Source organism: Fundidesulfovibrio terrae (assembly GCF_022808915.1).
GTDB classification, from domain to species: Bacteria; Desulfobacterota; Desulfovibrionia; order Desulfovibrionales; family Desulfovibrionaceae; genus Fundidesulfovibrio; species Fundidesulfovibrio terrae.
This window is the reverse complement of sequence record NZ_JAKZFS010000001.1, coordinates 209,097-231,277: the sequence shown is the minus strand read 5'-3', so window position 1 is coordinate 231,277 and position 22,181 is coordinate 209,097. Positions and strand designations below refer to the sequence as shown.

20 protein-coding genes are annotated in these 22,181 nt (G+C 67.0%); 12 read left to right on the top strand and 8 right to left on the bottom strand.

What is annotated here, in order from left to right; all coding sequences use genetic code 11:
* Window positions 1–44: 44 nt before the first annotated feature.
* Window positions 45–410, top strand: coding sequence for a CidA/LrgA family protein (locus tag ML540_RS01105; protein ID WP_243357967.1), 366 nt, complete (start codon window positions 45–47; stop codon window positions 408–410).
* 2 nt (window positions 411–412) lie between these two features.
* Window positions 413–1,099, top strand: coding sequence for an LrgB family protein (locus tag ML540_RS01100; RefSeq protein ID WP_243357966.1), 687 nt, complete (start codon window positions 413–415; stop codon window positions 1,097–1,099).
* Window positions 1,100–1,117: 18 nt separating this feature from the next.
* On the opposite strand, the gene ML540_RS01095 is transcribed toward ML540_RS01100, so the two are convergent.
* The 5 genes from ML540_RS01095 to mscL form a co-directional block, all read right to left on the bottom strand.
* Window positions 1,118–1,351 carry a hypothetical protein gene (locus ML540_RS01095; protein ID WP_243357965.1) on the bottom strand — a complete coding sequence of 78 codons (234 nt, stop codon included), beginning with the start codon at window positions 1,349–1,351 and terminating at the stop codon, window positions 1,118–1,120.
* Between the two features lie 34 nt (window positions 1,352–1,385).
* Window positions 1,386–2,402 (bottom strand): polysaccharide deacetylase family protein, encoded by a 1,017-nt coding sequence (locus ML540_RS01090; protein WP_243357964.1) that lies wholly within the window; start codon window positions 2,400–2,402, stop codon window positions 1,386–1,388.
* Window positions 2,403–2,569: 167 nt separating this feature from the next.
* Window positions 2,570–3,331 (bottom strand): hypothetical protein, encoded by a 762-nt coding sequence (locus ML540_RS01085; RefSeq protein WP_243357963.1) that lies wholly within the window; start codon window positions 3,329–3,331, stop codon window positions 2,570–2,572.
* 222 nt (window positions 3,332–3,553) lie between these two features.
* On the bottom strand, window positions 3,554–4,678 hold the full coding sequence (locus ML540_RS01080) for an adenine nucleotide alpha hydrolase family protein (protein WP_243357962.1): 1,125 nt from the start codon (window positions 4,676–4,678) through the stop codon (window positions 3,554–3,556).
* Between the two features lie 117 nt (window positions 4,679–4,795).
* Complete coding sequence (gene mscL, locus ML540_RS01075) at window positions 4,796–5,209, bottom strand: large-conductance mechanosensitive channel protein MscL (RefSeq protein ID WP_243357961.1); 414 nt, start codon at window positions 5,207–5,209, stop codon at window positions 4,796–4,798.
* Between the two features lie 170 nt (window positions 5,210–5,379).
* Here mscL and recA point away from each other — a divergent pair, with 170 nt between their 5' ends.
* The 3 genes from recA (at window position 5,380) to ML540_RS01060 (ending at window position 9,796) form a co-directional block, all read left to right on the top strand.
* Window positions 5,380–6,420 carry a recombinase RecA gene (gene recA / locus ML540_RS01070; protein WP_243357960.1) on the top strand — a complete coding sequence of 347 codons (1,041 nt, stop codon included), beginning with the start codon at window positions 5,380–5,382 and terminating at the stop codon, window positions 6,418–6,420.
* 107 nt (window positions 6,421–6,527) lie between these two features.
* On the top strand, window positions 6,528–9,173 hold the full coding sequence (alaS, locus tag ML540_RS01065) for an alanine--tRNA ligase (protein ID WP_243357959.1): 2,646 nt from the start codon (window positions 6,528–6,530) through the stop codon (window positions 9,171–9,173).
* The gene (locus tag ML540_RS01060) at window positions 9,173–9,796 is read left to right on the top strand and encodes a hypothetical protein (protein ID WP_243357957.1); all 624 of its coding nucleotides are present in this window, start codon (window positions 9,173–9,175) and stop codon (window positions 9,794–9,796) included. Before alaS ends, ML540_RS01060 begins: the two co-directional genes overlap by 1 nt.
* 78 nt (window positions 9,797–9,874) lie before the next feature.
* Here ML540_RS01060 and ML540_RS18000 read toward each other — a convergent pair whose 3' ends face one another.
* On the bottom strand, window positions 9,875–10,177 hold the full coding sequence (locus tag ML540_RS18000; RefSeq protein WP_423747882.1) for an HNH endonuclease: 303 nt from the start codon (window positions 10,175–10,177) through the stop codon (window positions 9,875–9,877).
* 254 nt (window positions 10,178–10,431) lie between these two features.
* The gene (locus tag ML540_RS01055; protein ID WP_243357955.1) at window positions 10,432–10,968 is read right to left on the bottom strand and encodes a hemerythrin domain-containing protein; all 537 of its coding nucleotides are present in this window, start codon (window positions 10,966–10,968) and stop codon (window positions 10,432–10,434) included.
* A gap of 159 nt (window positions 10,969–11,127) precedes the next feature.
* On the opposite strand from ML540_RS01055, the gene hemL reads away from it, so the two are divergent.
* The 6 genes from hemL (at window position 11,128) to ML540_RS01025 (ending at window position 20,393) form a co-directional block, all read left to right on the top strand.
* Window positions 11,128–12,396: a glutamate-1-semialdehyde 2,1-aminomutase gene (hemL, locus tag ML540_RS01050; protein WP_243357953.1), complete on the top strand. Its 1,269-nt coding sequence runs from the start codon at window positions 11,128–11,130 to the stop codon at window positions 12,394–12,396.
* 34 nt (window positions 12,397–12,430) lie between these two features.
* Window positions 12,431–13,459 (top strand): cobalt-precorrin 5A hydrolase, encoded by a 1,029-nt coding sequence (locus tag ML540_RS01045; protein WP_243357952.1) that lies wholly within the window; start codon window positions 12,431–12,433, stop codon window positions 13,457–13,459.
* Window positions 13,460–13,461: 2 nt separating this feature from the next.
* Complete coding sequence (cobJ, locus tag ML540_RS01040; RefSeq protein WP_423747872.1) at window positions 13,462–14,202, top strand: precorrin-3B C(17)-methyltransferase; 741 nt, start codon at window positions 13,462–13,464, stop codon at window positions 14,200–14,202.
* 107 nt (window positions 14,203–14,309) lie between these two features.
* Entirely contained in the window at window positions 14,310–14,708 is a 399-nt protein-coding gene (locus tag ML540_RS01035; RefSeq protein ID WP_243357950.1) for a cytochrome c3 family protein, read from the top strand.
* Between the two features lie 66 nt (window positions 14,709–14,774).
* Window positions 14,775–16,046 carry a hypothetical protein gene (locus ML540_RS01030; RefSeq protein WP_243357949.1) on the top strand — a complete coding sequence of 424 codons (1,272 nt, stop codon included), beginning with the start codon at window positions 14,775–14,777 and terminating at the stop codon, window positions 16,044–16,046.
* A 42-nt stretch (window positions 16,047–16,088) separates the two neighbouring features.
* Window positions 16,089–20,393 (top strand): BadF/BadG/BcrA/BcrD ATPase family protein, encoded by a 4,305-nt coding sequence (locus tag ML540_RS01025; RefSeq protein WP_243357948.1) that lies wholly within the window; start codon window positions 16,089–16,091, stop codon window positions 20,391–20,393.
* Here the strand turns inward: ML540_RS01025 and ML540_RS01020 are convergent.
* Entirely contained in the window at window positions 20,390–21,178 is a 789-nt protein-coding gene (locus tag ML540_RS01020; protein WP_243357947.1) for an SDR family NAD(P)-dependent oxidoreductase, read from the bottom strand. The two genes, ML540_RS01025 and ML540_RS01020, sit on opposite strands and share 4 nt — an antisense overlap.
* A gap of 317 nt (window positions 21,179–21,495) precedes the next feature.
* On the opposite strand from ML540_RS01020, the gene ML540_RS01015 reads away from it, so the two are divergent.
* The gene (locus ML540_RS01015; RefSeq protein WP_243357945.1) at window positions 21,496–22,179 is read left to right on the top strand and encodes a response regulator; all 684 of its coding nucleotides are present in this window, start codon (window positions 21,496–21,498) and stop codon (window positions 22,177–22,179) included.
* Window positions 22,180–22,181: the final 2 nt, after the last annotated feature.

Genomic DNA, 22,181 nt, shown 5'->3' with positions numbered 1-22,181 from the left:
TGGCCTCCTCGCTCGCGCAATCCCTATCCGGCAAGGCATACCCCATGCGAAAACTTCTGCTGCTCGCCGCCCAGACGGCGCTGCTGTGGGCCATCTACCGGGCCAGCACCTGGTTCGTGGCCGCAACCGGCCTGCCCGTGCCGGGCAACGTGGTCGGCGTGGCCGCGCTGTTCGCGCTTCTGCGGCTTGGCGTGGTCAAGCTCGAATACGTCCAGGAAGCGGCGGACTTCCTGCTCAGGCACCTGGTGTTCTTCTTCATCCCCATCACGGTGGGCCTGATGAACTGGGGCGGCGTCTTCCGCGAGCACGCCTGGACGCTGCTTGCGGCCATCCTGGTCAGCACGCTGCTGCCGCTCTGGACCGTGGGCTTCATCACCCAGCGCATTGACCGGCAAGGGCGGGAGGGCTGACCGTGCAGCACCTGGTGGTCCTCTTCAGCATCGCCGTGACGCTCGCGGCCTACGTCGCCTTCCGGCGGCTGTACCTGCGCTACGTCCATCCGCTGCTCAACGTGGTCATCCTGAGCTCCGCGGCGGTGGTGGCCGTGCTCGTGGCCTGCGGCATCCCCTTCGAGTCCTACGCCGAAGGCCGCGACATCATGACCTTCCCTCTGGGCCCGGCCACGGTCGGCCTGGCCGTGCCGCTCTACCGCTGCCGGAGGCTGATCGGGAAATACGCCCTGCCCATCGCGGCCAGCGTGGCCTGCGGGTCGCTCGCGGCCATGCTGTCGGCCGGCTTCATCGCCAAGGCCGGGGGACTGCCCCGGGAGGTGGTGATGTCCATCGTCCCCAAGGGGGTGTCCATCCCCTTCGCGGTGGAGATCGCCAGGCTGAGCGGCGGCATCCCGCCCCTGGCTGCGGCCTTCGTGGTGGCCACGGGGACGCTGGGGGGGCTCATCGGCGCGCCCCTCCTGACGAGGCTCGGCATAACCGATCCCGTGGCGCGAGGGCTGTCCCTGGGCACGGCCGCCCATGCCCAGGGCACGGCGTCGGCCCTCATGGAGGGGGAGCTGCCGGGGTCCATGGCCGGGCTGGCCATGATTCTGGCGGGGATGTTCACGGCGGCGTGCGCGCCGCTGGCTGTGTGGCTTCTGGGCTGAGGGGGACCTGGCCGCGCCTCAGGCGGAGCGGTCCACCACCCTGCCCGAATCGGGGGAGACGTCGGGGTGCCTGACGGGCTCCTTGTCGTGCTTGATGTGCACCGTGTTGGGCAGCACGTCCGGGGCCACGGCCTGATCCTTGACCATGCCGTCGATGTATTCCCGGATGAGTTCTCCAGCCAGGCTTTTATCCGTGCGCAGCTGCTCCGCCACATGCTGGAGCAGCTCGAGCTGACCTTCCGCGACCTTCATTGCAACGCCTCTCCGATCTATTGGGCCCAGGGCACTACCGGGTTTCGAGCATCAGCCTGCAGCCCTCGCGCACCGTCACCACCGGGATCTTCTGCTCCGCAATCCATGCGCAGACGGAATCGAGGCTCTCCACGGGGTAGGTGCCCCAGCCCAGGTCCTCGCCCACGCCGTGCAGGCAGAACACCACCCAGCTGCCGGCTGCGAGGCTGTGGTCCTTGATGGTGTTCACGAGCGTCTGGGGCGTGTCGCCCTTGCGCACCGTGAAGCGCTTGATGGAATAGGGGTTGAACGTGGCCCGGCGGTTGTCCGAATCGTTCTGGGCGCAGGCGCGGGCGTAATAGCGCTTGCAGAGGTTCTCTTCGTCCTGCGTCCAGTAATTTTTCGGGGCCACGAAGGTGTCCACGGTGAACCCGAGTTCCGTCAGGGACCGCTTGGATTCCTCCATGCCCCGCTGCAGCGATCCGGTCCGGATGTTCAGGGACTCCGGGTCGCCCCCGCGCAGGACGTGCACGTGCAGCTCGGCGATGGTCCGGTCGAGCCAGTAGGTGCCGGGCGTGTCCAGCAGCCGGTTCAGGCTTTCCACCGCCTTGTAGGCCGTTCCGTCCTGAGAGAGGCCGGGCACGTATTCGTAATCGTAGCGGGCCTGGAAATGGGCGGGGTTGTCCTTGTCCGGGCGCCACCCCGAGAGGGGCTCCTGCTCGTAGAGCCTGGGGATGTTCAGGGGGTTCACCCGGCTCATGCCGTGGGAGGCGATCTCCCAGCCGTTGCTCTCCAGTTCGCGCACGGAAGCGAGGTCCATGTAGTCGTTGTCGTCCGAAAGCATCTTGCCCACCACGATGCCCGCGGTGGCCGCCATGCCCCATCTCTTGAGCACCGGCAGGGCGTAGCGGTTGGTCGAGGCGATGCCGTCGTCGAAGGTGAAGGTCACCATTCCCTTGCCCTTGGGCCCCTTGCCGTTGGGCATCGGGGCTCTGAACGCCCGGGCCGTCCCTCCCATGGCGCAGACTGCGGCCGAGGCGCCGAGGACTCCGAGAAAATGGCGTCTGTTCATGAGAGGCTACTCCTTGTGACCCACATGCCCGTGCGGGCAGGACACAAGCATACTCATTAACGAGGGATTTGAGAACCGGTGCGGACGGCGAAAATCCGGCCGAGCCCGGCGGGAGGGACCGTAAGGCAGGGGCGGGAGCGGGCCGCCAGGAAAGGAAAGCGCCGGCCTCAGCCGCCGCCGTGCCCGTCCGCCTCCTGGCTCTTGTACGAGGCGAAGCGGGGATAGTCCCCCTGGTAGACCCGGCTGCCGATGTGGGCGAACCGGCTCAGCATGTCGGCGTGGACCTCCCCGCCGAGCGCCGTCCAGCGCTTGCAGAAGGAGTAGTCCTCGGGGAGGTAGTCGCGGGTGTCGGGGTCGATGAGGGTGTCGAAGAAGGCGTAGTTGTCGAACACGTGGTCGTAGAGCGCGGCGTAGGAGTACTTGTAGCGAAGCTCCGGATGGGCCCTGGCCATCTCCACGAACACCCGGCGCTTTATCAGCATGAACCCCGTGGAGCCGTACTCCACGCTCATGAAGCCGTTGTCGTCAGGCTCCTCGCCGGACTTGAACTTCACGGTGTAGTCCAGGGAGGCGGCCTCGGCCTCCGGGTCCGAGAGCCCCCCGGGCACGGAGCGCACCTTGCCCAGGTCCAGGTACTTCAGCGGGTAGACGCCGCAGACGATGTCCTTGTCCGCGCGCAGGTAGCGCAGGGCGGTGTCCGCCGGGAAGGACAGGTCCGAGTCGATGAAGAGCAGGTGGCTGTATTCCTCGTGGCGCACGAACTCGTTGGCGATGAAGTTGCGGGCCCGGGTGATGAGGCTCTCGTGGGAAGGGGTCATGATGTCGGAGGCGACGCCCTCGTTGCCCAGGGTGCGCACCATGTTGAAGAGCGAGATCATGTACTGGGCGTGGACGGTGCCGTTGTAGCAGGGGGTCGCGATCAGGATCATGGATCGTTCTCCGGGCCGGGCCCGACCGAGGGTTCACGCGGGACGAACGCGCCCAGGCCGACGGGCGGCCCGCACGGAAAAGCGCGAAACGGGCCGGCCCCGGCGGTTGTCTCCCAACGCCCGCCGGGGCCTGACCGCGCCGCCCCTCCCGGAGGCAAGCGCGGCTGCAAGGGAGACGTTGGCGGACGCCCCAAAGTTACGCCAGGAGGGCATTTCGCGCGATCAGTATCCGTCGTCCTCCTGGGATTCGCCGAACATGGCCTTCTTGACCGGGATGAGCGCCTCCCAGTCCACGTCGGCCAGCCCCAGGCGGGTGGCGCGCGAAGGGGCAACGGTCAGCACGCGGTCCTCGCCGTCCGGCCAGGGCATGGTCTCGCCGGGCGAGCCCGCACCGGTGGCCCCGGCGTCCGTCACCAGGCGCGCGAGCACCTGCACGGGCTCGCCCGAGGCCGCGGCCTTGGGCGCGTACGAGGCAAGGAGCGCGGCCGCGTCCGAGAGGGCGGCGTCGTTCCAGTCCACGCCCGGCAGCGCCCGAACAAGGCCCAGCGGGCTCGGGAAGCCCATCACGTCCAGAAGCCGGTCGCCGGGGCGGGCCAAGCGGGCCAGGGTCTCGTTGTCCTCGCGGTTGCGGCCCATGGCCATCCAGTGCGCCCCGGCCCAGAACTGGCGGCCCACGTTGGCCAGGTGGAAATCGGCGTCGGTGGCGGGCCTGGCGTGCATGAACACCGGCACGTAGCGCTTGGCGGACTCGAATTCCGTGAGTTTGCAGCCCCCGGCCGGCTGGGGGAATTTGGTGATGCCCAGTTCCCGGGCCAGCCTGAACTGCGGCTTTCTCGTGCGCCCCCCGAAGGCGTGCAGCCTCTCGCGGTCGACAAGCCCTGACTCCTCCATGGGGGTGGGCTTCATGGTCTTGGCGCACAACGGGCGCAGGAGCACGTCGCGCACCCCGGCGTCGCGGCTGATGATGTCCAGGGCGTCGCGGCGCTGGGACATGGGCCGCTGGCCCTTCACCTCGCCGGTGACGATGAACTTGGCCCCGTACACGCCAAGAAGCTCCCGGCAGCGCGCCAGCATGAGAATCTTGCAGTCCACGCAGGGGTTCAGGCCCTTGCCCACGCCGTGGAGCGGCCGGGCGTCCATCATGGCCACGTACTCGGGCCCCACGTCCACGGCCTCGATGTCCAGGCCGTAGTCGGCGGACCATCCCGCTATCTTGTCCGGATGGCCGAAGAAGGGGCTGGTGAAGTGCAGGCCGAGCACCGCAAGCCCCTGCGCGGCAACTGATTTCGCAGCCAGGATGGAGTCCAGGCCGCCTGAGAACATGGCCAAAACGTCGTATTGTTTCATGGGCGGGGAAATACTCTCCTTGCAGATGGCGGGCACGCCCGGGCGCGCGGCGCCCGGACGGCGGCCTCGCGGCCGCTGCCCGGGCAAGCCTACCAACGAAGGCCGCAAAAGGCGATACTAGGCTTGGCGCGCCTTGAGCAGGTCGCGTATCTCCGTAAGCAGCGCCACGTCGGGCGGAACCGGCGGCGGCGCGGCCGGCTCCTCGGGCTTCTCCCCCCTTCGTTTGAGGGCGTTGATGCCCTTGACCATGAGGAAGATGGCGAAGGCGACGATGGTGAAGTCAACCAGGGTCTGGATGAAGTTGCCGTAGTTCAGGGTGGCGCTCTTCATCCCCTCGATGGGGGCGGCCAGGGTGAGCTTGAGGCTGGTGAAGTCCACTCCCCCGAGCAGCATCCCCACCGGCGGCATGATCACGTCGGCCACCAACGACGATACGATCTTGCCGAAAGAAGCGCCGATGATCACACCCACGGCGAGGTCCATGACGTTGCCGCGCATGGCGAATTCCTTGAACTCTTTAAGAAAGCTCATACGACCTCCTTGTGTGAGTTTGCCGTGAACGTACGCCCCTCGCGGGATTGCGGCAAGCGTTGCGACGCGGACAACGGGCCGGGCACCGGGACAAGATGCCCGTTGCCCCTCGGACTTCGTTTTGCTATGCCCCTTGGGCATTTCCCACATTTCACAAGGATGTCCCTCCCATGGCCAAGAAATCCGCCTCCAACGCCCAGGACGCCCGCCTCGAGGCCCTGACCACCGCCCTGACCACCATCGAGCGCAAATACGGCCAGGGCTCCGTCATGCGCCTGGACGAGGAGACCCACGCGGCCATCCCGTCCATCCCCACGGGCTCCATCGGCGTGGACTTGGCGCTGGGCATCGGGGGAATCCCCAAGGGGCGCGTCACCGAAATTTTCGGCCCGGAATCCTCGGGCAAGACCACCCTGGCCCTGCACATCATCGCCGAATCCCAGAAAAAGGGCGGCACGGCGGCCTTCATCGACGCCGAGCACGCACTCGACGTCAACTACGCCAAGCGCCTGGGCGTGAAGACCGACGAACTGCTCATCTCGCAGCCCGATTACGGCGAGCAGGCCCTGGACATCTGCGACCTGCTGGTGCGCTCCAGCGCCGTGGACGTGATCGTCATCGACTCGGTGGCCGCGCTCATCCCTCAGGCCGAACTGGAAGGCGAGATGGGCGAGACCCAGGTGGGCGGGCAGGCGCGCCTCATGAGCCACGCCATGCGCAAGCTCACCGGCACCATCCACAAGTCCCAGAGCGCGGTCATCTTCATCAACCAGATCCGCATGAAGATCGGCCAGACCGGCTACGGCAACCCCGAGACCACCACGGGCGGCCACGCGCTCAAGTTCTACGCCTCCACCCGCATGGACATCCGCAAGATCCAGACCCTGAAGGACAAGGAAGAAGTCTACGGGTCGCGCTGCCGGGTGAAGGTGGTGAAGAACAAGGTGGCCCCGCCGTTCCGCGAGGCGCAGTTCGACATCCTCTACGGCACGGGCATCTCCCGCGAGGGCGAGCTCATCGACATGGGCGTGGAGATGAATATTGTCGATAAATCCGGCGCGTGGTTCGCCTACGGCTCGGAGCGCCTGGGCCAGGGCAAGGAGAACGTGCGGGAGTTCTTGCGCGAGCACCCCGAGATCAAGCAGCAGATCGAGGACAAGATCTACGAGCACCTGGGGCTCAAGGAAGCCGCCGCCGAAGCCCAAGAGTAATATTTCCGGGCTTAGACGCGAAGCCCGTTAAAAGTTTGTGAAGGAGAGCTCGAGAGGAAACTTTTTTCAAAAAGTTTCCTCTCGAAATTCTTGAGGAGACAACCCCCTTGATCACCGCCACCGAAATCCGCCGCCGCTTCCTGGACTATTACGTCGCCAACGGACACACCGAGGTGTCCAGTTCCTCCCTAGTGCCCCGCGAGGACCCGTCGCTTCTGTTCACCAACGCGGGCATGGTCCAGTTCAAGAAGGTCTTCCTGGGCCAGGAAAAGCGCGACTACTCCCGCGCGGCCACCTCGCAGAAATGCCTGCGCGTGGGCGGCAAGCACAACGACCTGGAGAACGTGGGCCGCACCGCGCGCCACCACACCTTCTTCGAGATGCTGGGCAACTTCTCCTTCGGCGACTACTTCAAGGAAGAGGCCATCCGCCTGGCCTGGGGCTTCCTCACCGAAGAGCTCAAGCTCCCCAAGGAAAAGCTCTACGCCACGGTGTTCCGCGACGACGACGAGGCCATCGAGCTCTGGTTGAAGATCACCGACATCCCGGCCGAGCGGATCTTCCGCCTGGGCGAGAAGGACAACTTCTGGTCCATGGGGGACACCGGCCCTTGCGGCCCCTGCTCCGAGATCCTCATCGACCAGGGCGAACACATGAGTTGCGGCCCCAACTGCGGCATCGGCCAGTGTGACTGCGACCGCTTCCTGGAGATCTGGAACCTCGTGTTCATGCAGTACGACCAGATCGAGCCGGGCAAGCGCGTGCCCCTGCCGCGCCCCTCCATCGACACGGGCATGGGCCTGGAGCGCGTGGCCGGCGTGTGCCAGGGCGTGTACTCCAACTTCGACTCGGACCTGTTCATCCCCATCATCGCGGCCACGGCCGAACTGGCGGGCGTGAAATACAAGACCGACGAGGAGACCGACACCGCGCTTCGCGTCATCGCGGACCACTCGCGCTCCATGGTGTTCCTCATCGCCGACTCCATCCTGCCCTCCAACGAGGGACGGGGCTACGTGCTCAGGCGCCTCATCCGCCGGGCCTTCCGCTTCGGGCGCCTCATGGGCCTGAAGGACCCCTTCCTGCACAAGGTCTGCCCCACCGTGGTCGAGGTCATGGGCGTGCAGTACCCCGAGATCGTGGAAGGCATGGACTTCATGACCCGCGTGGTGCGCGAGGAGGAGGAACGCTTCTCCGTAACGCTCGACAAGGGCCTGGACATCCTCGAGGAGGAGATGGCCGCCGCCACGAAGGCCGGAAGCGCCATCATCTCCGGCGAAGTGGCCTTCAAGCTCTACGACACTTACGGCTTCCCCCTGGACATCATCACCGACGTGGCGGGCAAGCAGGGCTTCTGCGTGGACGAGGCCGGCTACAAGGTCTGCATGGACGAGCAGAAGGCCAGGGCCAAGAAGGCCTGGAAGGGCTCGGGCGAATCGGACATCGCGGGACAGTTCAAGAAACTTCTGGAAACGGGCTTGAAGTCGCGGTTCGTGGGCTACGACACCCTCAAGGCCGAGTCGCGCATCATCGCGCTCCTGGGCGAGGACGGCATCCCGCGCGAGCGTCTCATCCAGGGCGAAGGCGGCTACGCGGTGTTCGCCGTGACCCCCTTCTATGGCGAATCCGGCGGCCAAGCGGGCGACCGGGGCGTGGTGGAAACCATGACCGGCTCCGCCGACGTGCTGGACACCCTCAAGCCCAGCCCCGAGCTGACCACCCACAAGGTATTCGTGGGCGAGGGCGAGCTTTTGCTGGACCAGGAAGCCAAGCTCGACGTCAACGAGGAGCTGCGCCTGGGCTCGGCCCGCAACCACACCACCACCCACCTGCTGCACGCGGCCCTGCGCAAGGTGCTGGGCGAGCACGTGAAGCAGGCCGGATCGCTGGTGACCCCAGAGCGCCTGCGCTTCGACTTCACCCACATCTCCCAGATCACCCCGGACGAGATGGCCCGCATCGAGGAAGAGGTCAACCAGGCCATCCTGGCGGACATCGCCGTCAAGCGCGAGATCATGGGCGTCAAGGAGGCCCAGGCCAAGGGGGCCATGGCCCTCTTCGGCGAGAAGTACGGCGACGAGGTCAGCGTGGTGGAGGTTCCGGGCGTGTCCATGGAACTCTGCGGCGGCACGCACATCAAGGCCACCGGCCAGGCGGGCGGCTTCAGCGTCCTCTCCGAGTCCGGCGTGGCCGCGGGCGTGCGGCGCATCGAGGCGGTCACCGGCTGGAACATGCTGGGACATTTCCAGGCCGTGCGCCGGGAGATGGACGAGGTGGCCGACGTCCTGCGCGCCAAGCCCGGCGAGCTGGCCGAGCGCCTCAAAACCCTCCAGGCCCAGGTGAAGGCCCTGACCAAGGAGAAGGAGCAGCTCCAGGGCAAGCTGGCCTCGGGCCAGGGTCGCGACCTCATGGACGGCGTGGAGGAGATCGGCGGCGTGAAGGTGCTGACGGCCAAGGTGGACGGGGCGACCATGAAGTCGCTGCGCGACACCATGGACGACGTGCGCTCCAAGCTGCCTTCGGGCGTGGCCTGCCTCACGGGCGCGGGCGAGGACGGCAAGGTGGCGCTGATCCTCTACGTGAGCCGAGATCTGCACGGAAAATTCACCGCCCAGACCCTCATCAAGGACGTGTCCGCCCTGGTGGGCGGCTCGGGCGGCGGCCGCCCGGACCTGGCCCAGGCCGGCGGCACGGAAGCCTCGGGCATGGACGCGGCCCTTGCCAAAGTGAAGGAGCTGGTGGGGAAAATGTAATGAGCTATGACGTAAGTGACTGGATTGGCAGGCTTTCGTCACGTTCCGATTTAACACACAGCATCTTTCATTTAACTCGTCCTGCGGGAGATAAATCGGCGGTCGATGTTCTTATTAAAATATTGTGCGAAAAAACAATTATTGCCAGCAAGCCAGCAGAGGCATTTATAATTGGAGATCGAGGCGCGGCATGCTTTCAAAACATTCCCCTTTACTCTATTTGTCAAAATTTAAAATTTGAGCGAGAGTATAAGGAACGAAAAGGATACGATAAAACAAGATACACTGGTGTCGGGCTAGGATTTCAAGTAAATTATGCTTTTGCCTTGGGCTGCCGTCCGGTTATATATGAAGACAAGAACGTAGCAAAAAACATATTACCACCTGAAGAGCATTGGCGAGTAGTTCATTACTCTCCCAACACAACAACTCCTGTTGATTGGTCTCATGAACGTGAATGGCGCTTTCCTGGAAATTTTGTTTTTGCTAGAAAAACTGCACACGTCATTTTAGAATCCGCAGAAAACTACAAGGAGTTCATTGAGAAATCAACACCCTTAAAGGACATTGACTTGGTCAATGAGGTCAGAAGTATTACCTGCCTTGAAGCCTTATTTTATTGATGTACTCTGACAATCACAAGACGCATGATCACCAATATTCATCGTCTAATTCAGCCAATCTTTCCACGGCCTCCTCGATTAAAACATCTGGATTGTAGCATACCATCCAATCCTCTCCGTACTTTGCCCTAAGCCACCCAGCGATTCTGGCATCATCGTAGGCTTCATCTGATCGTTTTTCCCTTCTTCTGCTCGTATATCATCAAGTCTTGAATGACATTTCGCACATACCAGAAGAACATCTTCGGGCTTCTCCCTCCAAAGACTACGATGATGGAGATGATGAAGCTCTAATTTGTTAGAGGGAAAATCCCATCCACAATTTTCACAATAATTTGAAAGTACTTCGTAATCCTCAAAACCATCATTATTGACGAAAATTTTTTTTCCGTATTGCTAATATGTTTGCCCGGAAAGCAGCCCAAACTGGTCCGGAAATGTACTCTTCATATATTTTCCTCAATTCATGTGGAACCTTGGTGCATGCTATGAAAAGGGGCTCCGGGACGTCAACGCTTTGGATCAAAAATGGCAGGCCACCACTAGGACGGCTCGCCATACCTAATGACTGGCCGGATGACCGGCGTAACGGCGGCGGGTTCCGAATTCCGGAACCCGCCTTTTTTGTTCGCCCTCTAGCCCAGGTACTTGACGGCCAACCGGTCCATCATGGCGTGGAAGGCTTCGTGCACGCCCTCGCCCATGTGGTCGCGCTCCATGGCCGCGAAGGCCCGGACCAGTTCCTCCTGCTTTTGCGGGGAGAGCGCCTGGTCGGCCATCTTGAAGAGCACGTTGTCCTCCTTGGCGATGTGGTTCGAGAGGAGTTCGATGTAGCCCCTGGCCGCACCCGCGAATCCGACCATGTCCCCCGAAGCCAGGGAGTCCGACATGCCCTTGATGAAGCCCCGCCCGATGTCGTGCTCATGCAGCATCACCCCCACGGGGCCGCCCTGGCGTGGGATTCCCGCCGCCTCCAGGGCCGGGAAGAGCAGGTCCTCCTCCTTGCTGTGGTGGCACTTGTCGGCAAAGGTTCTCAAAAATTCGATGACATCGGCGGCGTCGGCCTTGTCCAGGCCGCGCCCTGACTGAGCGGCGTCGGCCAGTTGCCCGAGGATGCGCAGCATGATCTCGATGCCCCGGTGTTCGGCTTTGAGTTCGTCTGTGGCGAGCATGGAGGCCCTCCTTGATGGAGCCGGATGGATATTCCGGCATGATCCTCCATAGGCGCGGCCCTGAAGAAGCGCAAGACCGGACATGCCGTCCCGCACTTGCCCGCGTGCCCGCCTGCGGGTATGGACGGGGCTTCCAATTTCCATCAAGGAGCGCCGCCCATGTCCCTGTCCTCCACGCTGTACGCCAAGGCCCAGACCCTGATCCCCGGCGGGGTCAACTCGCCCATCCGCGCCTGCAAGGCCGTGGAGTCCGAGCCCCTGTTCATCGCCCGCGCCGAGGGCTCGAAAATTTACGACGTGGACGGCAACGGGTACGTGGACTACGTCATGAGCTGGGGCCCCATGCTGCTGGGCCACGCCGACCCCGTGGTGCACGCCGCCGCCAAGGCTGCCCTGGACAACGGCTCGAGCTTCGGCGCGCCCTGTCCCGCCGAGGTGGACCTGGCCGAGAAGATCACCAAGCTCATGCCCTCGGTAGAGATGGTGCGCATGGTCAACTCCGGCACCGAAGCCACCATGAGCGCGCTTCGCCTGGCGCGCGGCTTCACCGGGCGCGACTGCGTCATCAAGTTCGACGGCTGCTACCACGGCCACGCCGACGCCTTCCTGGCCGCCGCCGGATCGGGCGTGGCCGTGCAGGCCGCCCCCGGCACCCCGGGCGTCCCGGCCGCCACCGTGGCCCACACCATCGTGCTGCCCTACAACGACCTGGAGGCCGTGAAAGAGGCCTTCAAGGCAAGGGGCAAGGAGATCGCGGCCATCATCGTGGAGCCCGCCCCGGGCAACATGGGCCTGGTGCTGCCCAAGCCCGGCTACCTGGAGGGCCTGCGCGCAATCTGCGACGAATACGGCACCGTGCTCATCTTCGACGAGGTCATCACCGGCTTCCGCTGGAGCCTCCACGGAGCCCAGGGCCGCTACGGCGTGCGCCCGGACCTGACCACGCTCGGCAAGATCATCGGCGCGGGCTTCCCCGTGGGCGCCTACGGCGGCCGCCGCGACATCATGGAGAAGCTCTCCCCCTGCGGCCCGGTGTTCCAGGCCGGGACGCTCTCGGGCAACCCCGTGGCCATGGCCGCCGGCCTGGCCAACCTGCTCGAGCTGGAGAAACGCGACTACGCCGCCCTGGAGAAGCGTACCGGCGAGCTGGCCGACGAGTTCGCGGCCATCATCCGCTCCAAGGGCGTGCCCGTGACCTTGAACAAGGTGGCCTCGGCCTTCACCATGTACTTCACCGACCGCCCCGTTACGGACATGGCCGCCGCCCGCACCTCCGACGGCAAGGTCTACACCGCCATCTACAAGCAGATGCGCGAGCAGGGCGTGTACCTGGCGTCGCTGGGCTACGAGTGCTCCTTCACCTCCTTCGCCCACACCGAGGCGGATTACGATCTGACCCTGGAGGCGGCGAAGCGGGTGAAACTCTGATGACGCCCCCGGCCGCGCACGACCGGATGCGCCCATGACCGGACGTCTGGCCGTCTACGCCCTGACTCCCCAGGGCGCGCGCCTGGCCCGCGGGCTCGCGGGGGAGTTCGGGGCGGACCTGTACCTGCCGCGCAAGCTGGCCGGGCCCGACGAGAAAGCCTTCGACTCTCTCCCGGCCCAGGTGGCGGAGGTCTTCCACTCCTACCAGGGACACCTGTTCGTGGCCGCCTGCGGCATCGTGGTGCGCGCCGTGGCCCCTCTGCTCAAGGGCAAATCCCAGGACCCGGCGGTGGTGGCGCTGGATCAGGCGGGCCGCCACGCCGTGAGCCTGCTGTCCGGGCACCTGGGCGGGGCCAACGACCTGGCCCGGCGCGCGGCGGCCGTCAGCGGCGGCGAGGCCGTGATCACCACGGCCACGGACACCGCCGGGCTGCCCTCCCTGGACCTTCTGGCCCGCGACTCGAATCTCGCCATCGAGAACCTGGGGGCGGTGAAGAACGTGAACGCCGGGCTTCTCGAGGGCCGCATCGTCCAGGTGTTCGACCCCGAGGCCCGGCTGGTGATCCCCCAGGCTCATTGCGGACTTTTCGAATGGGTGGGCGCGCCGCACCTGCTGGAGGCGGACCGCCCCTGCGTGGCCGTGTCCTGGCGCGAGGGGTCCTTCCCCGCCGCGTGCCTGAAGCTTCGTCCGCGCGTGGTGGTTGCCGGGACGGGGTGCCGCAAGGGCACGCCCGCCTCCGAGATCGTCGAAGCCGTGCGCGAGGCCTGCGCCCGGCGCGGCGTGGCCGTGAAAAGCCTGGCCGCCCTGGCCAGCATCGAGGCCAAGCGCGGCGAGCCCGGCCTCCGCGAGGCGGCCGACGTCCTGGGCCTGGATCTGATCTTTTTTCCGGCGTCGCGGCTTGGGGAAGTGGCCGTGCCCAACCCCTCCGCCAACGCCCTCAAACATATGGGAGTCGAAAGCGTATGCGAAGCAGCCGCGCTGCTGGCCACGGGAGCGGACACGCTCCTTTTGCCCAAGATGAAAACGAAAACCGTCACAGTGGCCCTGGCTGCGGCAAGCTGACCGTGGTGGGGCTAGGGCCCGGCGATGCGGCCCTGACCGCGCCCCTGGCCTCGCGCGCCCTGGCCGAAGCCCATGCGGTGGCGGGCTATTCCACCTACCTGGACCTCGTCCCGGCGCAGCTTCTCGAAGGCAAGCGGATCATCTCCACCGGCATGATGGGCGAGGTGGAGCGCTGCTCCATGGCCATTGAAGAGGCCTTGTCCGGCCGGGACACCGTGGTGGTTTCCGGCGGCGACGCCGGGGTCTACGGCATGGCCGGGCTGGTGCTGGAACTCCTTGAGGTGCGAGGGCTCCTGGACACGGTGTCCTGCGAGGTGGTCCCGGGCATCCCGGCGCTCACAGGGGCGGCCGCCCTGCTGGGCGCGCCGCTCACCCACGACTTCGCCTGCGTGAGCCTCTCCGACCTGCTCACCCCCTGGGAACTCATCGAGAAGCGCCTTGAGGCGGCCGCCTCGGCGGACTTCGTCCTGGTTCTGTACAATCCGCGCTCGCGACGCCGCTCCGGGCTTCTGGCGCGCGCATTCGAGATCATTCAGGGACATCGCGGCCCGCAGACCCCTGTGGGGATGGTCCGCCAGGCATGGCGCGAAGGCCAGTCCGTGCGGGTTTCCACCCTGACGGAAGCCGATCCCGAGGCCGCGGACATGCTCACCATCGTGGTGGTGGGCAACAGCCAGACCCGCCTGGCCGGAGGGCGCATGCTCACCCCAAGGGGGTATGCTCAGAAGTACGGAATGGGTTGATTCGACGCGTTTTATTCCCCCCGCGCCTTGACACGTCTGCTTTTCTGCACTTAGAGTCCATGTGAATTTTTTCCTTCAACTTTTTTTTGGTGAGGAGGTGGATGGGAATGAAGAAACCGTTTTTCGTTATGGTGGTGTGTGCCATGCTGGTGGGCGTTTTCTGCCTGCCCTCCCTGTGGGCCGTCGACGCTCCCAAAGGCGCGATGGATCTGAAGGTGCCCGCTGGCGCGACCGCGACCAAGGCCCCGGTGAAGTTCAGCCATGAAACCGCCGGGCACAAGGCCGACTGCAAGTCTTGCCACCACAAGGACGGAGCCAACATGAAGTGCTCCGGCGCCGGCTGCCACGCCAACGTCGACCCGGCCGACAAGACCAGCGACAAGAGCTATTACATGGCCTATCACAAGGGTGACTCCACCAAGAGCTGCGTGGGCTGCCACAAGAAGGCCAAGGAAGGCGGCAAGAACGCGCCCATCGCGTGCAACGCCTGCCATCCCCAACAGTAGCATCAGACCGGATGCGGGCGGCTCCTGGCCGCCCGCGCCTTTTTCAGCGCACGCGCGGAGGCCCTCATGTCCAAGTCCCCCGACGACATCATCGAGCTGACCGACATCATCGAGCACGGCCCCAACGCCTCCAAGCAGGAGGGAGCCGAAGGCGGGGTCGATCTGAGCTTCGAGCGGGAACTTGAAGACCTCTTCGCGGAAGCACCCGACTCCAAGACGGAAGCCCCCGCCCCGGACATCCCGGGGCTGGACGACCTGCACCTGCCCGGCGACGAGCCAAAGGCCGGCGGCGAAGGCGACATCGACCTGGACGGCCTGGACGCCCTGCTGGCCGACGCCGAGAAGAACCAGCCCGGCGGCCTGGACCTGCCGGAGCTTCCCGACGACTTCCTGGGCGAAACCGTGGCCGCCGCGCCGCCTCAGGCTGCCCCCGAGGCCGCCCCGGCCGTGGTCTCGGACCAGGCGGCCGAGGCCCTGAGCGCGCGCCTGGACGCCCTGGAGGACAAGCTCTCCACCATGGGCAACACCCTGGCCGCTTCCTTCAAGGCCATGCTGGACGAGGCCGTGTCCGGCATCAAGGCCGACATTCCCGCCCCTGCCGAGGCCGCCGCCGATCCCGCGCCCCTGATCGCCGAACTGCGCGAGAGCCTGGAAGCCCGCATCGAGGCCCTCCAGGCCGGGCTGCCCGCCGCCATGGACGAAGACGCCCTGGCTTCGCGCATCAAGGACGAAATCCTGGCCGCGCTGCCCGAGCCCGCCGCGCCCGACGAAGAGGCCCTGGCCCAGCGCATCAGGCAGGACATCCTCTCCTCCCTGCCGGAACCCGCCGCCATGGACGAGGAGGCTCTGGCCGCCCGCGTCAAGGACGACGTCCTGGCCGCGCTGCCGCAGCCCGAAATTTCCACCGAAGCCGCTCCCGCCGTGGACGTGGAAGCCCTCGCCGCCCAGGTGGAGGCCCGCCTCGACGAACGCCTGGATGCGCTCAAGGCCGAACTCTCCACCGGAGCCGCCGCCGGAGCCGACCCGGCTCCCATGATCGAGGAAGCCTCGGCCCGCCTCCAGGGCGCCATCGACGCCGTGCAGAACCGCATCGACGCCGTGCCGGCCGACATGTCCTCCATGCTGGATGAAATGGCCGCCCGCACCGGACAGCGCCTGGACGAGCTGGAGGCGCGCATCCCTTCGGGCGACTCCCCGGACGTGTCCGCCCTGGCCTCCAGGGACGAGCTGGCCCAGTTGCGCCAGGACCTTCTGGCCGAGATGAAGAAAGCCGTTCCCGCGGCCGCCGCCCAGATCATCCGCGAGGAGATCCAGGCCCTGCTTCAGGACGCGGACTAACCCTCGCGCAAGGGACCATCCGGGCACGCCGCCTCCACACCCATGCGCCCCGACTCCACGGACGCCCTCGGCCTGTGCCTGGGGGCCTCCTCCATCGGTCTTGTCCGCCTGAGCCGGTCTCCCGGCGAGCCGCGCGTGGTGCGCGCCCGAAGCCGCGCCCACGGCGGCGACCCCGTGCGCACCCTGCTCGAACTGCTCGAGGCCGAACCCGGCTGGCGCTCGCTCCCCGTGGCCGCCACCGGCCGCAGGCTGCGCGAGCTGACCCGCCTGCCCTCCCTTTCCGAACCCGAGGCCGTGGAACTGGCCGCGCGCTTCGTGCTGCCGGAAAACACCCGGGCGGCCACGGTCGTAAGCGCCGGGGGCGAGACCTTCATGGCCTACCGCCTGGACGCCTCCGGGCGGGTGCGCGAGATCCAGTCCGGCAACAAATGCGCCTCCGGCACCGGCGAATTCCTCCTGCAACAGCTCTCGCGCATGGGCCTCGGGCTTTCCGACCTGGCGGCCATGGACCACGGGGCCGAGCCCCACGCCGTATCCGGGCGCTGTTCGGTGTTCTGCAAGTCCGACTGCACCCACGCCCTGAACAAGGGAGCGTCCCGGCCGTCGGTGGCCGCCGGGCTCGGGCGCATGATGGCCTCCAAGTGCCTGGAGCTGATCCAATCCATGCCCCGGGACACGGTGCTGCTCACCGGAGGCTGCGCGGCCAACCCCTATCTGGCGCGCTTCCTGCGCCAGGAGATCGCCGGGCTGGTCGTCCCCGAATCCGCCCCCTGGTTCGAGGCCCTGGGCGCTGCGCTCTGGGCCCTGGACAACGCCCCTCCCCCGCCGGGCGAGGGTTCCGTGCTCACCGGCCGCGCCCACGGCTTCAACATGTTGCCGCCCATCTCGGGCTCGCTCGGCATGGTGGAGTTCAAAGAGAGCCACCGGGCCAGGGCGCACGCCGGAGACGAGGTCATCGTGGGCCTGGACGTGGGCTCCACCACCACCAAGGGGGTGGTGCTGCGCCGCTTGGACCGGGCCGTGCTGGCTGGGGAGTACCTGCGCACCGAGGGCGACCCCATCGGGGCGTCGCGCCGGGTGTACGCGAGCCTGTCCGCCCAGCTCCCGGCACGGGTGCGCGTCGAGGGTCTCGGGGTCACGGGCTCGGGACGGGCCATCGCCGCCCTGCACGCCCAGGCCACGGCGGCCATCAACGAGATCGTGGCCCATGCCGCGGCCGCCGCCCACTACGACCCCGAGGTGGACACCATCTTCGAGATCGGCGGGCAGGACGCCAAGTACACCTTCCTCTGGCGCGGCCATCCCTGCGATTCGGCCATGAACGAGGCCTGCAGCGCGGGCACAGGCTCCTTCCTGGAGGAGTCCGCCCGGGAGACCCTGGGCGTGGACACCCGGGACATCGCGGACCTGGCCCTCTCGGCCTCGGCCACCCCCAACTTCAACGACCAGTGCGCGGCCTTCATCGGCTCGGACATCAAGGCGGCCGTGCAGGAGGGCGTGCCCCTGCCGGACATCCTGGCCGGGCTCGTCCATTCCGTGTGCCTGAACTACGTCAGCCGGGTGAAGGGCAGCCGCCCCGTTGGCGAGCGGGTGTTCATGCAGGGAGGGGTCTGCTACAACCGGGCCGTTCCGGCGGCCATGGCCATGCTCACGGGCAAGCGCGTGGTGGTGCCCCCGGACCCCGGCCTCATGGGGGCCCTGGGCGTGGCCCTGGAGGTGGACTCCCGCATGCGCCGGGGTGAGCTTCCCGAGGGGGATTTCGACCTGGACGGGCTTTCGGCCCGCGAGGCCGGGCAGCGCGAGCCCTTCACCTGCCGCGGCGGCAAGGGGGGCCCGGGCGGACGGGCGGGCTGCGACCGGGGATGCGTAGTCGCCCGCATCGAGGTGGCCGGGAAGGTCCACCCCTTCGGCGGCATCTGCAACCGCTTCGAGAACCTGCGCCAGGGCCGCGCCAGGAAGCTCCGGGACGCGGGCCAGCTGGACCTGGTCCAGGCCCGAAGCCGCCGCGTCTTCAGGGACCACGACCCCGCCCCGTCCGGATTGAGGCCCGTGGTGGGGCTTTCACGCTCCTATCTGGTCAATACCTACTATCCGCTCTTCTCAGCCTTTCTTAAGGAGCTGGGCTTCGACGTGGCCCTGGGCGACAAGGCGGACCCCGAGGGCATGCGGCGCATGGGCTCGGCCCTGTGCCATCCCGGCGAACTGGCCCACGGGTTCATGGCCGATCTTCTCGCCAAGCGCCCGGACGCGGTGTTCCTGCCCCACATCCGGGGCGTTCCCGCACCGGGCGGCCAGGGGGCGTCCTGCACCTGCGTGCTTCTGCAGGGGGAGCCGTTCGCCCTGCGGGCCGCCTTCCCGGAGCTTGCCGCGTACGGCCCCAGGCTCCTGACGCCGACGCTCGATTTCACCCGGGGGCTGGCCCAGGCCGAAGGGGCCTTCCTGCAGGCCGCCAGAAGCCTGGGCGCGGACGAGCGCGCCGCGCGCGCGGCCTTCCAGGCGGGGCTCACGGCGCAGATACTCTGCCGCCGCGACCTGGCCCAGATGGGACGCGAAGCCCTGTCCCGCCTGGAGGACACCCCGGACATGCTCGGCGTGGCGGTCTTCGGGCGCTCCTACAACGCCTTCGCCCCCCAGGCCAACAAGGCCGTGCCCGAGAAGCTGGCCACGCGCGGGGCCCTGGCCATCCCCTGCGACATCCTGCCGCTGCCCCCGGGCGACCTTGGCGAACCGGGCGACCGGGCGGTCTACTGGGGGCAGGGCCGGGCCATCCTGGCCGGGGCGCGCTTCGCGGCCGCGCGGCCCGATCTTTTCGGGGCCTACGTCACCAACTTCTCCTGCGGCCCGGACTCCTTCCTGCTGGGGTATTTCCGCGACATCATGGGACTCAAGCCCTCGCTCACACTGGAGCTGGACAGCCACACGGCCGACGCGGGGCTGGAGACGCGCGTCGAGGCCTTCCTGGACATCGCGGCCAGCCACAGGCGGCGAACCGCCGCTCCGCTCCGGCCCAGCCTCCACCGCCCGGCGCGCATGCTGGGCCGCCATGGGCAGGCGGGCATCGTCACCTCCTCCGGGGAATGGCTGCCCCTGACCCACAGCCGCGTGCGCCTGGCCCTGCCCAGCATGAATCCCTACGGCACGGCCTTCTCGGCCGCGGGGCTCGCCGCGTCCGGCATCCGGGGCGTAGCCTTGCCTCCCGCCGGAGAAGAGGCCCTGAAGCTCGGGCGCGGCAACTCCTCCTGCAAGGAGTGCCTGCCCCTGCAGCTCACCGTGGGCACCCTGCTTCAGCACCTGGCCGACCGGCCGCCGGAAGAGGCCACGGCCTACTTCATGCCCGGAGCGGGCGGCCCCTGCCGGTTCGGCCAATACCAGGAGTTCACCTCCCGGCTCATCGCCCGCCTGGAGATCCCGGACGCGGCCGTGCTCACCCCCAGCGCGGACAACGGCTACTCCGGGCTTCCGGGCAGCGTCACCCTGGCCATCTGGCGCGGCACGGTGGCGGGAGACTTCTTCGAGGAGATGCGCGCGGGGCTTGCGGCCTGCGCCCGCGACCGGGGCGAGGCCCAGGAGGCGCTTGGGGCGGCGGCGCGACGCGTCGGGGAGGCCATGGGCCGCTCCTGGAAGGAGGCGCTGGCGGCCATGCGCCGGGAGTCCGCGACGCTCGCGCGCATTCCCCTGACCGCCAAGGTATCGGAGCTGCCCCGGGTGTCGCTTCTGGGGGAGATCTACGTGCGCCACGATCCCCTCTCGCGCCAGAACCTGATGGAGAACCTGGCCAGGCGGGGCATGGTGGTGCGCACCTCCCCCGTCAGCGAATGGGTGTTCTACACGGACTGGCTCCAGAACGAAGCGATCACGGAGCGCCCGGACATGAAGGGCCGTCTCAAGCAGTGGTTCAAGCGGCGTGTCTACCGGCAGGTGCGCGAGGCGACTTTGCCTTCCGGGCTGGTGGCGAACCACGAGCCGGACGTGCGCGAAGCCCTGCGGGCGGGATCGGCCCTCATGTCGCCCATGCTCACGGGGGAGGCCATCCTCACCGTGGGCGCGGCTTTGCACGACATCCTGAACCCGGCCTGCGGGGTGATGGCCATCGGGCCGTTCGGCTGCATGCCCGCCCGCTTGGCCGAATCGGTGCTGACGAAGAGCTTCACCACCGACACCCTGGCCCGGATCTACCCCTGGCGCGTCAGGCGGCTTCCCCCGCAGGCGCGGGGGCCGCTCCCGCTCGTCACCGTGGAGACCGACGGCAATCCCTTCCCCCAGCTCATAGAGGCCCGCCTGGAGGCCTTCTGCCTGCAGGCCATGCGCCTGCACGAGGCCATGAGGGACGCCTTGCCCAGGCGCTAGAAGCAGGCCCGCACCACGCCGCCGTCCACCCTGAGCGCCGCGCCGTTGGTGGCGGACGAGAGCGGGCTGCACACGTAGGCTATGAGGCTCGCCACCTCCTCCGGGCGGGCGAAGCGCTTGAGGAGCGACGAGGGGCGCACCCGGTCGAAGAACTCCTGCTGAAAATCCTCGAAGCTTTTCCCGCCGCCAAGCGAGGCGACGAACCCGTCCACGCCGGCCGTGCGGGTGGGGCCGGGCAGGATGGCGTTGGAGGTCACCCCGGTTCCGGAGCAGGATTCCGCGATCCCGCGCGACAGTCCGAGCAGGGCGGTCTTGGTCACCCCGTAGTGGACCATCTCCACAGGTATCTGGATGCCGCTCTCGCTGCTCAGGAAGACGATGCGGCCCCAGTCGCGCGCCTTCATCCCCGGCAGGTAGGCCCGGGACAGCCTGACGGCGCTCAGGACGTTCACCTCGAAGAAACGCCGCCAGTCGTCGTCGGGGATGTCCTCGAAGGGCTTGGCCTCGTAGATGCCCAGGTTGTTCACCAGGATGTCCACGGCGGGAAGCCGCGCAAGGAGCCTGTCCGCCGCCTCGGCAGTGGCCAGATCGCCCGCGAAGCCTTCCACGGCGCAGCCGGGCGCGGCCGCCCTGACGTGTTCCAGCGCCGCGGCCACGGAATCCTCGCCGCGACCGTTCACCGTCACATGCGCGCCCTCCCTGGCCAGGGCCACGGCGGCGGCCAGGCCGATCCCCTGCGTGGAACCAGAAATGAAAGCCTGTTTTCCGGCAAGATTCAGATCCATAGGTGTTTCCTCCGGGAGTCGAAAAACAGATGGGTTTTCAGCCGACCGAATACACCCGTGGCAAGGCGGCAGCAACCACAGGCGGCATTTTCTCCGGATCGGACATGCGCCTGACCTGGAGGCATCCCCCGGAAGGAAAGGGAAGCGTCAGCGGGCCACGTTACGGCCGCCCCGTCCCCGGCCGTAACAATTCCCCCTCCCGGCCCGTGCGGCCCGGCTTGCGCTTTCCCTCGGGAAATGTCACCCAATCGTAACATCGTCACCATGGCCCCGTCACAGGCCCGTGATCTTTGGCAGCATCCGGAGGATATACGGCCATGACCAAGGAAAGCGTGCTTATCGTCGAAGACGACGAAGACATACTGCAGCTCCTGGAATACAACTTCCGCAACGCGGGCTTCGAGGTGACCACGGCCGGAGACGGCCTGGACGCCCTGGCCAAGATCCGCCGCCAGCGCCCCGACCTGGTGCTCCTGGACATCATGCTGCCCGGCGCGGACGGCTTCGAGGTCTGCAAGAACATCAAGCGCGACCCCAAGACCGCCCAAGTGCCGGTGATCATGCTCACCGCGCGCGGCGAGGAGGTGGACCGCATCGTGGGCCTGGAGCTGGGCGCCGACGACTACGTGGTCAAGCCCTTCAGCCCCCGCGAGCTGATCCTCAGGGCCCGGGCCGTGCTCAAGCGCCTGGGCTCCGACTCCGCCCCCAAGCAGGTGCTGCGCAGGGACGGCCTGAGCGTGGACCTGGACGCCCACCGCGCCGAATCCCAGGGAACGGAGATCGCGCTGACCGCCACCGAGTTCAAGCTGCTGGCCGAACTCTTCAAGAGCCAGGGCCGCGTGCTCACCCGCGACCAGCTGCTCAACACCGTCTGGGGCTACGAATTCGAGGGCTACGCCCGCACCGTGGACACCCATGTGCGCCGCCTGCGCCAGAAGCTCGGGCCGTACTCCGCGCTGGTCGAGACCGTGCGCGGCGTGGGCTACCGCTTCAAGGAATAGGA